The following is a 15999-nucleotide window of genomic DNA, read 5'->3' as shown; positions in this document are numbered from 1 at the left end:
AGCCGTTGCCAGTCCTCATCAGTCAAATCACCAGCCACGACGAGACAACGATCGATCATCGCAACCAGTGATGATCCGTCAGATGCGCCCTAGGCGTATAGGTGATCGCCGATCAACGCCAGGCACTGGACCGGATCGCGAGCGGCGCCGAGGACGAACGCGCGGAACCCTCGCGGCATGGTGCTCCCTTCAAAGGCCGGGATCCCGGCGGACCGCCGGGATCCCGGGCGGACCGTTACGGGTTGACGGTGAGCAGGTGGGCCTTGAAACCCGAGCCGTACGTCTCGGTCGGGGTGCCGGTGTAGTCCTGGATCAGAACGTTGCCGCCGGTGCAACCCCACGGGTTCCACGTCCAGGCGGTGTAGCCGACGCCGTTCGCGTCCGCCCACGCCATCACCTGGTCGATGTAGTCGTGCGCGCAGGTGTTCTGGCCGATCTCGCCGGCCTGCACCGGCACCTGCGCGGCCACCGAGCCGATCTGGCTGTCCCAGCAGGCGGTGGTGACACAGGCGTTGAAGTTGTACGAGTGCCAGGACGCCACGATGTTGTTCTTCGGGTCGGCCGGTTTGTAGGCCGTCCACTGGGTCAGGTCGTTGGTCCAGGTGAGACCGGGGATCAGCAGCACGTTCGAGGCGCCGGTGGCGCGCACCGCGTCGACCAGGTCCTGCATGCCGGCCACCTCGTAGGTGAAGCCGGTGCAGGTGCCGCCGTCCCGCAGGCAGGTCCACGCCGCGGTCATGTCCGACCAGTTGTTGGCCGCGTCCGGGTAGGGCTCGTTGAACAGGTCGAACAGCACCGCGTCGTTGCCCTTGAACATGGTCGCCACGCTGGACCAGAACTGCGGCGCGTACTGGGCGTCGGGCATCGGCTTCTGGCAGGTCGCGTTGACGTCGGCGCACGCGCTCGAGGTGCCGGTGTAGGCGCCGTGGCTCCAGTGCAGGTCCAGGATCACGTTGATCCCGTTGGCGACCAGCAGGGCGACATAGTCCTTCACCGCGGTCTGGTATTCGAGGCCGCTCGGGGTGCCGTAGGTGCCGAGCCAGCAGTCCTCGTTGAGCGGGATCCGGACCGCGTGGATGTTCCACGCCTTCATGGCGTCGACCGTGGCCTGGTCGGGCTGCGCACCGTCGAAGACGCCCTTGCCCTGGACGCAGGCGAACTCGGCGCTGGACCGGTTGACCCCCAGTAGCCGGTAGGTCGCCCCGGCGGCGGTGACGAGCTTGTTGCCGTTCACGTGCAGGGCCGGTGCAGCACCGCCGGGCGGGGTGGTGGTGGGGGCGGTCGTCGGCGTGGTGGTCGGCGTGGTCGTGGCCGCAGTGGTCGGCGCAGTGGTCGGCGCCGTGGTCGCGGCGTTGCCGGTGCAGGCGATGCCGTTGACGCTGAACGCGGTGGGCGACGGGTTGCTGCCGCTGAACGAGCCGATGAAGCCGACCGAGACCGAGCCGCCGGTGGCGACGGGGCCGTTCCAGCTCATGTTCGAGGCGCTGACATGGGTGCCGGACTGGGCCCACGTCGCGTTCCAGCCCTGGTTGACCGCCTGACCGGCGGCGGGGAAGTCGAACTCGAATTTCCAGCTGCTCAGCGGATCGCCCAGGTTGGTGAAGGAAACCCCACCCTGAAATCCACCCTGCCACTGGCTGGCCACCGTGTATGTCGCCGAACAGCCGGTGGTGGCGGCAGATGCGGTGGTGGACACCGCCGCCACTGCCCCCGCGAGAAGCAGGCCGGATGCCGCCGTCACCAATGCGAAGCGGTGTCTCATGAGATGCACTCCTTTCAAGATCGTCAATATTTGGGAGCGCTCCCACATGATTGGCCGCCCTGTTCGGGCAAGTCAAGATGCTGAGGCAGCAGAGATGTCGATCGATGTGTTTCATCCGGAACTTCCGCCCGGCAGAGCCGGGCGCAGGCGAACGGCGTTGCCGGGCCCGCCGGGACCCCGAGCTACGAGCCCTACAAGGCGGTTCCGGTCAGCCCGACCAGGACGGCAGCGGCAACTGCGGCACCTGCTACTGGCCGCCGTTACCCCCGGGCCGGGCAGACGATGAGCGACCGCGGGGACGGGATCAGGGCGGCCGGGGAGCAGTCGAACCGTTCGTTGAGCAGGGCCTGCACGTCGGGGGCCGACTTCGCGATGCTGAACCAGGCCGGCTGCACGACCAGATACTTGGCGTTCTGGTCCTCGGTCAGGCAGCGCAGGTTATCGGCGTAGCTGGGGCGGGTGCGCATCCGCGGGGTGATGGCGCCGCGCTGCAACCACAGCGGCGACGGGTAACGGCAGGTCGTCGGGTTGCCCATGGCGTGGTTGATCGGGCCGTACGTCAGGTACAGCACCGGGGTGTCCGGGCCGAGCTGCTTGCCCAGCTCGACCAGGGCCGCGTCGGCCGATCGATTGACCTTGACGGTGTAGTTGTAGGCGCTGAACGTGTACGGGAAGCCCGGCAGCACCGGCGGCAGCAGCGCGAAGCTGAGCGCGACCACGCCCACCGACCAGGGCAGAGGCATTTTCACCCGGCCGGCGAGGAACCAGGTGGCGATGGCGAGGAGGGCCGCGCCGATCTCGTACGCCCAGACCACCTTCCCGGCGTGGCCGTGCCGCCAGGAGGCGGGCTGGTGCAGCAGGACGAGGCTGAGCGCGCTGACGAGCACGGTGGCGGCGGCCAGCGGCAACCGGAACCCGGGGCACAGGGCGAAGGCAGCGCCGCACACCCCGGCCGCGAGCACGACGGTGGAGGCGTAGTGGTAGTCGAAGAACTCGCCCTGCCCGTACGCGGGGGCCAGCGACAACGCGCCGGCGACCACCGCGATCACCAGGCCCCACCAGCGCCGGCGGCCCGTCTCGCGGCGGACGAGCGCCACCGCGGCGGCCGGCGCGAGCGCCACGATCGGGGTGTGCACGGCCGCGTCGCCGACGGTGAAGCGCAGCAGGCGCAGGTCGTCGATGTGGATGCCCTGCGGTTTGACGTGCACGAGGTTGGCCAGGTCGCTCAACCAGGTCCACTCCCAGGGCTGGAAGTGCTTGGTCAGCAGGTACCAGACCGCGACCCAGACGACCGTGGACAGTGCCGTCCACGCGGCCCGGCGCCGGTCGAGCACGAAGATGACGAGCAGCGCGATCAGCGCGATCGGGAAGGTGGACGCCTTGACCGCCACCACCAGCATCGCGGCCGGGCCGCCCAGCAGCGCACCGAGCCACGGCTGCCGGGGCGCGCACGCGGCGCCGACCACCAGCGCGCCGAGCAGCGCGGCGACCCAGTCGGGCTCGAGGAAGTGCCAGGGCGGCGCGATGAGCAGAATCAGACCGGTGGCGCCGGCAATCCCGGCCGCCGCCTGCGAGCCGGCGAGCCGCCGGACACCCAGGAACAACACCACGATCACAGCGACGACCAGGACGTACGTCTCGAGCCGGATCACCAGGTTCGCGGTGTCCAGCGAGGAATCCCCGACGAGCAGCTCGCGGCCCTCGTCGAGCCCGGCCATCAGCAGTTTGTAGGCGAGCGGCCGGGAGACGAAGATGTCCCAGATGCTGACCCCGCCACCGCCGGACACCTCGAGACCGCCGAGGGCGTAACGCACATCGCCGTTCAGGTCGGGAAGACTGGCCACCACGATCGCGGCCAGCGCCGCGATCGCGGCCGTCACTGCGCCGACTGTCCTCGCTGTTTTCCCGTGCAACGCGTTCATCAGACTCTTTCGGTCATGCCCGTCAGGCCAAATGTCGTTACGTGAACTCTCCGGGTGGTGCGGTTCGGATCGCGGTCAAAGGCCGTGCCATCAGCCTTCCTGACCTTGGATCAGCGAGGCACCACCGTAGCGGACCTTGGTCAACGCTGCCTGCCCGTTCGCTGCAGGAAGGCTTCAACCTCGTCCGGCCGGCCGAAACGCACGACGTTCAACACCTGGTGTGCCGGGTCGGCAAGGCGTGCCGCGAATAGTCCAGCCACAGCAGGGTGTCAGCGCGCGACCACATGAGCTCACGCAGGCGCACGCAGACAGAATTCACCGGCGGCGGCCCGCCCGAGTCAAAGATCCATTCGTCACCCGCGGTCATCTGCTCGACCGCAGCCGGAAACGTCGGCGCCATCACCAGACCAGGGCCGTAGTAGAGGTCGTCGAGCGACTGCCAGGCGATGCCGGTCGCCGCGGAAAGCCGCCGGGCAAGCGTCGTCTTCCCGGCCCCGGCGAGCCCGGTGATCAGTATCCGCCGCATGCCAGCGACTCCATCACTGCCCCGGGCGCGGCCGCGACGCATTATCTCCGCGCGACCGCGATCGGGCGGATCCATCGCACCCTGCGGAGACCCGGCCGCCGGTGGGGGTTACTGCTTCACCGGTTCCGGCAGGGTCTCCCTGCCTGTCGAAGAAGGTGGTTGCGTGAGGCGGCCGGGTGCCGATCCGGAAACCGGAGGAGCTGGTGGATGTGATGATCAAGCAGCCGCGCCGTGCGGTACTTCGCGGAGTCCTGCTCGGCGGGCGGGGGCGGTGCTCGGCGCCTGCACCGATAACCCGGCAGCTGAACCCTCGCCGGCCGGCAGCGTGTCCGCGACGAGCACGGTGTCAGGCAGCAGGGTGCTGCTGGCGTACTTCTCGCGCCCCGGGGAGAACTACTTCAACGGCGGCCGCCGGCGCCTGACGGTGGGGAACACCGAGGTGGTGGCCGGGATGATCAGCCGGCTTATCGGCTGTGTCGTGCACCGCATCGAGGCCGCCGATCCCTACCCCGACGACTACGAGCCGACGGTCGCGCGCAACGTGCGTGAGCAGAACGAGAACGCCCGGCCGGCCATCGCGAACCCGCCGGCATCCATTGATGGCTACGACAAGATCCTGCTGGGCAGCCCGATCTGGAACGTCCGGGCACCGATGATCATGACCACGCTGGTGGAGGGCCTCGACTTCAGCGGCAAAAGATCCACCCGCTCACGACGTACGCGATGAGCGGTCTGGGAAACACCGAGCGTGACTACGCCGCGGCCTGTCCCGGCGCGAAGCTGGGGGAGGGTCTTGCCGTGCGCGGCGAGGAGGTCGCCGGCGCCGAGCCGGCGGTCGAGGCCTGGCTTCGCCGCATCGGCCTGCTCACCCGCTGACCCGGTCGCGGTGCCGGTCCGCAAACAGGTCCTGCCAGTACCCCGTTCCGCAGAAACTCCCGGAAGGGTTCGCCCTGATGTTTGCTGGTAGGGGACGGGGTAGGCCAAGTGACGACCCCCGCATCCGGAACTGAGAGGAAACGCATCCATGCCTGCCATTCCGCATCTGACGTTGAACAACGGCGTCGAGCTTTCGGCGATCGGGTTCGGCGTGTTCCAGACGCCGCCGGACGAGACCCGCTCGGCCGTCGATGCCGCGCTGAAGGCCGGCTACCGGCACATCGACACTGCCGCCGCCTACGGCAACGAGCGCGAGGTCGGCGAGGCGATCGCCCGGTCGGGCGTCGACCGCTCGGCGGTCTTCATCGAGACCAAGATCTGGATCAGCGATTACGGGTACGCCGAGACGCTGCACGGGTTCGAGAAGAGCGCCAAGAAGCTCGGCGTCGACCAGATCGACCTGCTGATCCTGCACCAGGCGCTGCCGTCGGAGTTCGGCAGGACCCTGGCGGCCTACCGCGCCCTGGAGACCCTGCTGGCCGACGGCAAGGTCCGGGCGATCGGGGTCAGCAACTTCATGGTCGAGCACCTGACCGCGCTGCTGGAGAAGGCGACCGTGGTCCCCGCGGTGAACCAGATCGAGGTCCACCCCTACTTCGCGCAGCGTGACGTGCAGGCGTTCGGCGTACGGCACGGCATCCTGGCGCAGGCGTGGGCGCCGATCGGCGGCATCACGTTCTACCGCGACAGTGGTCACCGCAGCACGCTCGAGGACCCGGTGATCGGGGAGATCGCGACGGCGCACGGCAAGTCCCCGGCGCAGGTGATGCTGCGCTGGCACGTGCAGCAGGGCCGCTCGGCCATCCCGAAGTCGACGAAGCCGGCCCGGATCGCGGAGAACTTCGACGTGTTCGACTTCGAACTGACCGCCGAGCAACTCGCCGCGATCGACGCCCTGGACACCGGAAAGCGCGGCGGCCCGGAGCCGGAGGCCATCGCCCTCGAGACCTTCGGCCGCCCGATCCCCGAAGCCTGACTGGCCGGCCGCGGCAACTCGTCGTCAACGAGATCCTGATCCGCCCGGCGAGCCGGCTCTGAGGGTGAAGCCGGCGGCGGCCAGGGCCAGGCCGGCGGCGCCGAGGGTGACGCCGACCCAGGCGGGGGCGCGGTAGCCGAGGCCGGCGGCGATGACCGCGCCGCCCAGGGCCGCGCCGAGGCTGTTGGCGATGTTCATGGCGGACTGGTTGACGGCCGCGCCCATCAGCTGGGCGCCCGGCGCGACGGCGATCAGCCGGGACTGCAGGGCCGGGCCGAGGAACAGGCTGGTCGCGCCGATCAGGAAAGCGCCGGCGAACAGGCCCGGCGCGGTGCTCGCGGCCAGGCCGAAGAAGGCCGCCGAGGCGATCATCGCGGCGAATCCGTACAGGGTGGTCCGGCGCAGGTCCCGGTCGGCGTACCAGCCGCCGAGCGCGTTGCCGACGGTCATGCCGAGTCCCATCGCGACCAGCACCCACGGCACGGTGCCGGCGGCCAGGCCGGTCACCTCGGTGGTGACCGGGGCGAGGTAGCTGCTGACGGCGAAGAACCCGGCGAAGCCGATCGCGGCGGTCGTGGCGGTCAGCCACACCTGCGGCCGGCGCAGGGAGCGCAGCTCGTCGGCGGGGGAGCCGTCCGCGGCGGGCGCGTCCGGCACGGTGGTGGCCACGGCCAGCAGCGCGAGCGCGAACACGCCGGTGATGACCAGGTAGGCGGCCCGCCAGCCGGCGGCCTGCCCGAGCCAGGTGACGGCCGGGACGCCGACGGCGCAATTCCGGCGTCGCCCGTCCGGGTTCGGCTGTTCGGATCGGATCTCGGTCGCCAACTTCTCGGTCATTGCGCGGTCAGTCAGACTCCCATAGGCCGCTCACCGGAATGTGACACCGGAGTGCTCGGGAGAAGGACACGGCGCGTGCAGACCATCAATATCATCATTGAGCCGAACAGCGGGCGGGAGCTTGAGCACCTGGCCGGCTGGCTTATTCGTAATCCCGCCATCCGCATGCACGGCAACGTGCGAACGGTCATCGCTCCGCCGCCGCCCGAACGCATGGCGGTCGGCGTGGCCGACTGCATCGAGCTGGCGCTCACCTCGGGGCTCTCGGCGGCGCAGCTCGTGGTCGCGATCATCAGCTGGCGCCGCTCGCGGCCGCCGGAGCGGCGATTGAGCATCACGGTGACCCGGGGTGAGACGACCATTGTCATCGACACCGACGATCCGGCACTCGCCGGTGATCTCGCCCATCAACTGGGCAGTTATCAGTGACGCAGCTCGCCGCCCCCGCCTCGTCCCGCGTTCTACTCATCGGATTCGGCGCATACAAGTCACTGGGCGCGTTGCCCGCCGTCGAGAACAACTTGGCGGACCTGAGGGAATTGCTGCTCGACGAGGGTTATTGGGGACTGCCCGAAGACAACTGCACGGTGGTCTCGGGCACCGCCAGCATCCAGGACGTGGGCCGTGCGCTGCGCGGGGCGAGCAGCGGGGCCGGCGAGAGCGGGCTGCTCCTGATCTACTACGCGGGTCACGGGCGGTCGGACTACGACACACCGGATGCGCTGCGCCTGGCGCTGTACGACGCCGACCTCGAACTCGACGAAGAGACCACGCTGGACTTCGCGCGGATCCGGAAGCGCACTCGCGACAGCCGGGCCGGCCGCCGGCTGGTGATTCTCGATTGCTGCTACGCCGCCCTGGCGGCGGAAACGATGACCGCCGAACAGGTCCGGCCCGTTTCCGCGATCGAGCAGGCCACCTTGATGTTGTCCTCCGGGGCGACGGTCGAAGCGGTGGCGAAGCTGGGCGAGAGGCACACCGCCTACACCGGTGAGCTCATTCGAGTCCTGCACGACGGCATTCCGGACGCGCCCGAGTTCCTTGATGCCGCGACCATTCATGATGCGGTGGCGAGCGCGCTGCACGCCAAGGATCTGCCGCTGCCGGAACTCGTCGAGAGAAACCAGGGCCGGAGCAGCATGGCGCTGGTGCGTAACGCCCGGCATCCGGCCACCCTGGCGCACCTCGAAGTGGTGCGGCATCGGCAGATCCGGGACGAGGTCGCCGCACCGGCGGAGATCGACTTCCTGCTGAGATATGTGGGCGGCATCGCCGGGATCAGCGATCAGCGGCGGGACGCCTTCGTGCAGTTCCTCGCCCGGCGGGCGGTGACCGATGCCGGCGCGGACGAGCCGGACTCGGCCGCGGCGATTCTCTGGCGGCAGTGGTCGCCCGAGGTCGCCGACCGGCTCGCCGGCTGGCTGGGCGAGATCATGATGCACGACGCCGCCGACCGGACCGCGCGCGAGCTGCTCACGGTCGCGATGCGACACTCCGCGGGGCAGCGCGCGGCCGAGTCGTTGCTGGCCGAGTTGCTGCGGCGCCGGCACACGGCAACCAGCGAATCAGTGCTGAGCGCCCTCACCGATCTGCTGGTCGACCTCCCGGACGGCCTCTATCTCGGGCAGCGCTACTACGAGGGGCTGACCGGCTGGCCCGAGTTGTGCCTGTGGTTCCTCGAGCGGGGCATGCGCGACGCCGAGAACAGCGACGCCATGTCGCTGGTCAACTGGATCACCCAGACGCTGGACGATCCGCCGGCCTGCCTGCGTCCCCTGCGCGGCGCGACGGACATCGAGTACGACGTCGACAGCGAAGATCTTCAACTGATGGAGCGGGCCTGCCCCCGCGGCTGGGCGCTCCTGCTGACGGTCGGCAAGGCCCGCGCCACCGTCGACCGGTTGCTGCCCGCCATCTGGCCGTGGCTGGCCCGCTCGGCCATCGACGATCTGCTCGATCGGGAGCTCCTCGACGAGGCGCAGCGCGGGGTGCGACTTGGCGCCAACCGGGCGCGTCTCGACGTACTCCATCTGCTTTTTGAATCTCGCCTGCCGGCCGCCGGACCGGCCGGGAGCGCGGTCGACGTCGACTATCTTTCGGGTTTGCGCGACGTCTGGTCCGCCCCCGAGCTCGACCCGGTCCGCAACGGGCTGGGCGAAAGGCTGGTCGCCTCCGTCGCCCGCCGGCCGCCGGGCGAGTCACCGTTCGCCCAGCTCGTCGCGGTTGCCGATGCCACCGACAGCGCGGTTCACGGCTATGCCGTCGAGACCATCGCCGCGAGCTTGCGTGACCAGCCCGAGCTGGTCGACGGCCTGCAGCTTCGCGATGACTGGATGGCGGATCTGATCGCCCGGCCCGACATGGCCTGGATCGGCGCGTACCGGCAGCTCAGCGCCGTGTGCGCGGAGGAGCCGGCGGCTTCGCCGCAGCGCGTGGCGGAGGCCGTCCACGCGGCGATCGCGGCGCGTTGCGGCAACGATCGCATGGCGGCCGCGGCCGACCGGTGGGCGTCGTCGGTGCCGCCCGAGCACGCGGTGACGTTCCTGCGCCTGCTCGAGGACGAGAAGGACAGCGAACCGGCGCGCCGGCTTGTCCAGTCGTTGCTGTCGAACCGCCGGCGCGAGGGGAAGCGGATCCGTGAACACCTGGAACGGCAGCGTGACTGGTACCAGCGGCACCTCGATCTGAGCCCGCACACCCCGCACACCCCGCCCAGCCGGTCCTTCCGGAAGACCGTTGCCGGGCTCCGGCGGCCGCGGTTCACGACGGTGGCCGTCGCGCTGGCCGTCGTCGTGATGCTGACCGGCGCGACGGCGGTCGTGTGGCGCTCCGGCGGCGGCGCCGTGCCCACCCCGGCGGCTGCGTCGTTCCGGGGCGCGCTGAAGGGGCACACCGACGCGGTGTGGGCGGTCGCCTTCTCGCCGGACGGCTCCCTGGTGGCCACCGGCGGTGAGGACCGCAGCGTCCGGCTCTGGAGCACTGCTACCGGCAAGCAGTCCGGCGGACCGTTCGCCACCCACCAGAACGCCATCCGCAGCGTCGCCTTCTCGCCGGACGGCCGCACCCTCGCCACCGCCAGCGACGACGACACGGTGGGGTTGTGGGACGTGCGGAGCCGCAAAGCGGTCCGCCCGGCGCTTCGCGGGCACACCAACGCCGTGCTCAGCGTGGCGTTCAGCCCGGACGGCAAGCGGATCGCGACGGGCAGCATCGACCGGACCGTGCGTCTGTGGGACGTCGTCACCGGCGTACCACTGAGTCCTGCTCTTTCGCATGCCGGTCCGGTGTATTCGGTGGCGTTCAGCCCCGACGGCAGCGTGCTCGCGTCGGCCAGTGGCGACGGCTCGGCGCACCTCTGGAACGGCGCCACCGGGGCGACCGCCGGCTCGGTGCGAACCGGGCACGCCGGGGCCGTGCGCAGCATCGCCTTCAGCCCGGACGGCACGCAACTCGCCTCCGCCGGCGACGACCGGACGATCCGGATCACCGGCATGCCCGGCGAATCGGCTCCGGCCACCGTCCTCCTCACCGGTCACGCCGACACCGTGCGGAGCGTGGCGTTCAGCCCGGACGGTTCGATGCTGGCGTCGGGCAGCTACGACCGGTCGGTCACGCTCTGGTCGCTGACGCTGCCGTCGCATCCGAGCCGGAAGCTCGAGGAGCACCGGAACCGGGTGTTCGGGGTGGCGTTCAGCCCGGACGGCCGGACGGTCGCCTCGTGCGGCGCCGACACCTCGGCCTGGCTGTGGGAGGCGAGCCGGCCGCAGTGATCCACACGGACTGCCCACTTCGCTGCCCGCCCGGCTCTGGTGCGGCCGGCCGGAGCACGCCACCATCAGGGGTGAACGGTGACCGAGTGTGACGGGAGAGCCGATGCACGAGCGGGAGGCCACACCCGACGCCGAAGCGCCCGTCGCGCGCGTGGAGAAGGCGCCCGCGGCGGCGCACCCGCTGGGGCTTCTGGCCGCCGGCGGCAACCGTGCCGTGGCCCGGCTGATGGCGCCGGGCGACAACGCTCCCGACCTCGACGCGGCCGCCGTCCTGGCCGGCCGGCTCGGCCGGGGTGAGCCGCTGGACGAGGGGCTGCGCGCGAAATACGAGCAGGGCTACGACGCGGATCTCAGCGGGGTGCGCGTGCACCAGGACGCCGAGGCCGCGGCGCTCGCCGAGTCGTTGCAGGCCCGCGCGTTCACCGTCGGCCAGGACGTGTTCTTCGGCGCCGGGGAGTACGCCCCGGGCTCAGCCGGCGGTGACCACGTGATGGCTCACGAGCTGGCCCACACCGTTCAGGGCGGTGGCGGGGCGCTCGCCGACGGGCCCGGGATCGTGGTGAGCGACCCGGCGAGCGCGGCCGAGCGCGAGGCGGAGAGCGCGGCCGAGCGGGTCACCCGAGGGCAGCCGGCCCGCATCACCGGGTCCGGCGGCGGCGCCGGCCTGGTCGCCCGGCGGATGCCCGGCGATCTCAGCGACACCGACCTGCTGCTCACCGTGCGACTCGGTGGCACCTCGGCCAGCTGGGTCTTCCCGGTCACCGAGCTGGATCAGACGCTGCTGGACACGTTGCGGGCGGAGCCGGCCAAGATCGCCGCGATCGAGGTTCAGATCGGGGCCGCGCTCACCGACGACGGCGGCGCGATGCACGAGGGACAGCTCTACCTGGAGAGTCCGCCGGTCGCCGACGACCTGAAGCGGGACGTCAACGCCTGGCCGGCGGCCGGGCAACTGCCCCGGTTCGTGGCCCGGTTCTCCGCGCGCGCCGCCGCCGTCCGCAACACCCACCTGCGCTATCCCGTCGAACAGTCGCTGATCGCGTCGAACACGCTCTGGCCGGGCGACATCGACTGGGCGAAAGAGGCCGCCGCGCTGCGCGGCCATTCGCCCGGCCCCGACCGGACGGTCATCGACGCGGCCCGCAACGACCGGTTCGAGCTGGCGCTGACCGTGCTCGAGCGGGAAGGCCGCGAGGGCCCCGAACCGGCGGCCGGTCTCTCCGCGCACCCCGCGGTGCTCGGCCCGCTGCTGTTCGCCAAGTACGCCGCGACCGACCCGGCGCCGTCCGAGCTGCAGACCGGCGAGCTGACCCGGACGCACAGCGAGGCGTTCCTGACCCTGTGGCTGCCGACCATCCGCGACGTCAAACTGGTCCCGGACGGCTTCGACCTGGCCGGCTTCGCCCCGACCGGCGAGCTCGACCAGCTCCGCCGTGACCTGCTCACCCGTTACGTCGCCGAGGCCGCGCCCCGCACGATGGAGAAGTTCCTGCTCGACCGGTGGGTGAGCGACGGCCGGAGCCCCGAGAAGTTCGTGCAGACCGCCGACATCACCGGGCTGCGCGGCAATCTGCTCGACCACCTGGCCAAGGACTTCCCGCGCTGGGCCGCGACCCAGCCCGGCTTCACCGGCGCCCTCTGGTCCGACGCCGGCCAGCGCACCGCCTTCGCCGCCCTGCAGACGCTGGTGCTCAGCGCGCGCGGCCTGCAGTCGTTCCACGCGGGACTGGCCGACCGGTTCGCCACCGCCTCGCCGGCCGACCTGTCGGACGAGGAGTTCGCGATCGCGCAGGACCCGTACGGCTACAGCCAGCGGGCCGCCTCGACCGCGGCCTCCACGATCGCCCTGACCCAGCAGCTCAAGCCGGGAAATCTGCTCGAGCGCGGCCTGATGTCCTGGTACGACGCGATCGCCGCCACCTGGTCGATGACCGACGCCGACGCCGGGCCGGTCGCTCGCCTGCTCGCGCTGTTCCAGGCGATGGGCGGGCTGAAGCAGGCGATCGAGGCCCAGCGCGACGCCAGCAAGCTGCAGATCGCCGGTCAGCTCGACACCGGCTACGAGAAGATCGCCGAGGTCATCCGGGGTGAGGCGCAGTACGCCGACGAGTTCGTCAAGGGCACGTGGGTTCCGATGCTCAAGACCGTCGCGCTCGATCAGGTCACCAAGAACCGCGACGAGATGCGCGACCACATCACCAACTGGCCGCAATACCGGGCCGAGGCGGCCGCCCGGTTCCGGATCTGCGCCCACTTCCTCGACGACCTGATCACCCGGCTCCAATCGGGTGAGATCGAGTCGGCCACCGTCAACGACCAGCAGATCACCACGGCCGAGCTGCCCGCGATGATCCAGGCCCGCGACTTCTTCAAGGGCCAGGCGGACAAGCTGGAGAGCGACGCCGGCGCCGAGGCCAAGAAGGACGAGATGCGGGAGGCGGTCGACGGGTTCGACAAGGTCCGCCAGCGCATCCTCGACGGCGACTACGAGCCGGTCGACTACGCCAAGGCCGTGTTCGACGAGGCCCGCTCCCGGCTCGGCCTGACCGGCTACGAGGACTACATCACCCTCGGCCAGGCGCTGGACCGATGGGCCGTCGTTCCGCAAAACCCCTTCGTGGCGTACGCCATTGCCAGGTGGCAGTGGGAAGAGCACGTCAAGCAGCTCGACCACGACTTCCTGGTGTTCACCGCGCTCGGCCTGCTGACCGTCGCCTCGCTGGTGGTGCCGGGCGCGGCCGGGGCGGTGCTGGCCGCGCTCGACATGAGCGCCGGCATCGCGATGGGCGCGAAGGGCGTGTCCGACGCGTACAAACTGGTCGATCTGGCCGCTCTCGACCCGGCCGGCGCGGTCGGCGGGGTGACCGTCGAGCAGGCCCGGGCCGCGCTGCACACCGCCTGGATCGGCTTCGGGCTCAACCTGCTGCTGGTCGGCGGCCTCGGCGCGATCTGGGGGGTGCTGCGCCTGGCCGGCCGTGGCGCGGGCAAGATCCCGGCCGAGCTGACCCACCTGTCGGCCCTCATCAAGGTCAACCCGGTCGCCGCGGAGAAGATGATCGCCCAAGTCAAAGACCTGGTGAAGCTGGAGGAGCTGCTGGCCACCACCGGCGACTCGCTGCTGCTGGAACGGATGCTGGCCAAGACCACCGACATCAAGCACCTGGAATACGCCCTGATGTTCGGCGACCCCGCGAAGATCGGCGAGCTGCTCGAACGGGCCGGCGACGCGGGCACGCTGGGCCGCATCCTCGACCACGTGCCCAGCACCGAGGCGGCCGGGCGGCTGTTCGCCCTCACCGAGGACTCCCAGGGGCTGGCCTCGCTGGTGGCCAAGACGCAGAACGGGGACATCGCCGAGGTGCTGCTGCAGTGGACCGACGTGAAGTCGGCCGAGCAACTGGTCGACCTGGCCGGGGCGAACCAGGCCGGGCTGCCCGCGCTGAGCAAGTCGGGGCTGAGCGTCCCGTCGGCGCTGCGCGTGCTGCCCCGCTGCGACGACGCGAGCGCGCTGGCCGCCCTGGTGAAACGGATGGACGGCGGCCCGGAACAGGTCGTCGGGCTGCTCGAGAAGGCCGGCAACTCGGCCACCCTGAACAAGATTCTCGACCACGTGCCGGCCGCCGCCAACGCGGAGAAGCTGCTGGCGCTGACCACCGACGCCGACCGCCTGATCGCGATGCTGGAGCTCACCAAGGACACCGAAGGCCTGGAACTGCTGCTGGCCCGGGCCGACAACGCCGAGGTGGGCCTGGCGATGGTGAAGTGGGCCGGCCCCCGTCAGGGCGAGCAGCTGCTCGGGCTGGCCGGCGGCAACCAGGGCGGCCTGGTCACGCTGAGCACCTCGGGCCTGTCGCCCGCCTCGGCGGCCCGCGCGCTGCCGCACTGCGCCGACGCGGGGGAGCTGGCCGCCCTGGTCACCCGGATGGACAAGAGCCCCGAGCAGGTCGTCGGTCTGGTCGAGAAGCACACTCGGGCCGAGGTGAACGGGGTGCTGGACCGCGGCATCCGCGCCTCCGACGCCGAGATGGGCATCGGCTTCCCCGATCTGGGCACGCAGCCCCAATTCGAGATCGCCAAGATCCCGATGCCGGCCGAGGAGAAGGCCGTGCTCGCCGAGTACGGCCTTGACACGCACCCGAAGCTGCAGGAATGCGCGCAGCACGAGCTGCGCAGAATAAAGGCCATGAAGAACGGCGGCGGCCTGGTCGACACGGTGCCCAAGACCGTCCGCGACAACGCCGCGCGCTGGGCCGCCGACGGCTCGAACGGCCTGGGCGACTTCGTCGACCGCTGGGACTACTACAAGACCCGGGTGGGTGAGACCGCCAAGACGCTCGACCCCAAGGCGTTCCCCAACAAGAATCTCAAGGTGGCCGCGGCCGAGCAGATCGACACCGACCTGACCCAGCTCGACCGGGTCCTGACCGACCGGGCCCAGGAGGTGCGGGATCTCGGCGGCATCGGCTGGGCCGACCTCGGCGAACCGGCCACCGAGGAGTCGATCAGGAAGAACGCCACCCGGCTCGCCTTCGGCGGCGAGGCGAACGCGGCCTACCACCCGATCAAGCACCTGGGTGAGCTGCCGCTCGCCGAGCGGCCGGTGAGCGAGAGCTTCAGCGACGCGGCCACCGCCTACCTGACCAGCGCCCGCCGCACCATCGCTGAGGGCACCCCGGTCATCGAGACCAAGGACGGTGCCACGACCATCTTCTACACCCGCACGACCGCGGACCGCGAGATGAGGGTCATCGTCGTCGGCCGCGACCGGTGGGCGCTGATCGCCAGCCTGACAGGAAAGAAGCTCTAGTGACTCTCACCCAGCGGCTGCGCTCCGCGCTGGCCGAGCTCGACTACGCGGTGGCCCACAACCACGTGGACAGCGCCATCAACGCGCTCACCTACCTCGGCCAGGCCGTCGCCCTGCTCGACGGCCGCTCCCCGGCCGGCCCCGAGTGGGACGAGCTGCGCGACCGGCTGCGCGACCACCCCGACCTGATGGCGCGGGCCGCCGCTAACCTCGACTCGCCGTTCGACAACCGCGCCGAGGACGACGGGCTGCTCGACTCGCTCTACGCCCGATCCGGCTACCAGTTGCTCCTCGACCAGCACGTCTGGCCGGAGCCGCCGCTGAGCGACTTCCACCTGGGGGAGGTCGGCAAGCAACTCGCCCGGGGAGTCGCCGACGACCCGCCCGCGGTGCCGGCCGGCATCCCGGCCGCACACACCTGGTGGCACCCGGCAGGGATATAGCTGTTTCGATATCTTGTGCT

Annotated in this window: 11 protein-coding genes; 7 read left to right on the top strand and 4 right to left on the bottom strand. The window is 70.7% G+C overall.

What is annotated here, in order from left to right; genetic code table 11:
- Nucleotides 1-235 precede the first annotated feature (235 nt).
- The 3 genes from AB0E90_RS46520 to AB0E90_RS46510 form a co-directional block, all read right to left on the bottom strand.
- Nucleotides 236-1762 (bottom strand): cellulase family glycosylhydrolase, encoded by a 1527-nt coding sequence (locus tag AB0E90_RS46520; RefSeq protein ID WP_360419230.1) that lies wholly within the window; start codon nucleotides 1760-1762, stop codon nucleotides 236-238.
- 260 nt (nucleotides 1763-2022) lie between these two features.
- Nucleotides 2023-3642 (bottom strand): hypothetical protein, encoded by a 1620-nt coding sequence (locus tag AB0E90_RS46515; protein WP_360419228.1) that lies wholly within the window; start codon nucleotides 3640-3642, stop codon nucleotides 2023-2025.
- 250 nt (nucleotides 3643-3892) lie between these two features.
- Nucleotides 3893-4210 (bottom strand): hypothetical protein, encoded by a 318-nt coding sequence (locus AB0E90_RS46510; RefSeq protein WP_360419226.1) that lies wholly within the window; start codon nucleotides 4208-4210, stop codon nucleotides 3893-3895.
- A gap of 343 nt (nucleotides 4211-4553) precedes the next feature.
- On the opposite strand from AB0E90_RS46510, the gene AB0E90_RS46505 reads away from it, so the two are divergent.
- From AB0E90_RS46505 to AB0E90_RS46495, 3 genes are all read left to right on the top strand, one after another.
- On the top strand, nucleotides 4554-4937 hold the full coding sequence (locus tag AB0E90_RS46505; RefSeq protein WP_360419224.1) for a flavodoxin: 384 nt from the start codon (nucleotides 4554-4556) through the stop codon (nucleotides 4935-4937).
- Complete coding sequence (locus AB0E90_RS46500) at nucleotides 4934-5086, top strand: hypothetical protein (RefSeq protein WP_360419222.1); 153 nt, start codon at nucleotides 4934-4936, stop codon at nucleotides 5084-5086. The genes AB0E90_RS46505 and AB0E90_RS46500 overlap by 4 nt, the downstream gene beginning before the upstream one ends.
- Nucleotides 5087-5234: 148 nt before the next feature.
- Nucleotides 5235-6122 (top strand): aldo/keto reductase, encoded by an 888-nt coding sequence (locus AB0E90_RS46495; protein WP_360419220.1) that lies wholly within the window; start codon nucleotides 5235-5237, stop codon nucleotides 6120-6122.
- 24 nt (nucleotides 6123-6146) lie between these two features.
- Here AB0E90_RS46495 and AB0E90_RS46490 read toward each other — a convergent pair whose 3' ends face one another.
- Nucleotides 6147-6959 (bottom strand): MFS transporter, encoded by an 813-nt coding sequence (locus AB0E90_RS46490; RefSeq protein WP_360419218.1) that lies wholly within the window; start codon nucleotides 6957-6959, stop codon nucleotides 6147-6149.
- A 75-nt stretch (nucleotides 6960-7034) separates the two neighbouring features.
- On the opposite strand from AB0E90_RS46490, the gene AB0E90_RS46485 reads away from it, so the two are divergent.
- From AB0E90_RS46485 to AB0E90_RS46470, 4 genes are all read left to right on the top strand, one after another.
- Nucleotides 7035-7388: a hypothetical protein gene (locus AB0E90_RS46485; protein ID WP_360419216.1), complete on the top strand. Its 354-nt coding sequence runs from the start codon at nucleotides 7035-7037 to the stop codon at nucleotides 7386-7388.
- Nucleotides 7385-10729 (top strand): caspase family protein, encoded by a 3345-nt coding sequence (locus tag AB0E90_RS46480; protein WP_360419214.1) that lies wholly within the window; start codon nucleotides 7385-7387, stop codon nucleotides 10727-10729. Before AB0E90_RS46485 ends, AB0E90_RS46480 begins: the two co-directional genes overlap by 4 nt.
- 103 nt (nucleotides 10730-10832) lie before the next feature.
- Nucleotides 10833-15536 (top strand): DUF4157 domain-containing protein, encoded by a 4704-nt coding sequence (locus tag AB0E90_RS46475; protein WP_360419212.1) that lies wholly within the window; start codon nucleotides 10833-10835, stop codon nucleotides 15534-15536.
- Nucleotides 15536-15979: a hypothetical protein gene (locus AB0E90_RS46470; RefSeq protein WP_360419210.1), complete on the top strand. Its 444-nt coding sequence runs from the start codon at nucleotides 15536-15538 to the stop codon at nucleotides 15977-15979. Before AB0E90_RS46475 ends, AB0E90_RS46470 begins: the two co-directional genes overlap by 1 nt.
- Nucleotides 15980-15999: the final 20 nt, after the last annotated feature.

This window comes from Actinoplanes sp. NPDC026619 (genome assembly GCF_040638295.1).
Classification (GTDB): Bacteria; Actinomycetota; Actinomycetes; order Mycobacteriales; family Micromonosporaceae; genus Actinoplanes.
Note: the sequence above shows the minus strand (reverse complement) of the source record. Positions and strands in the feature narration are given on the sequence as shown.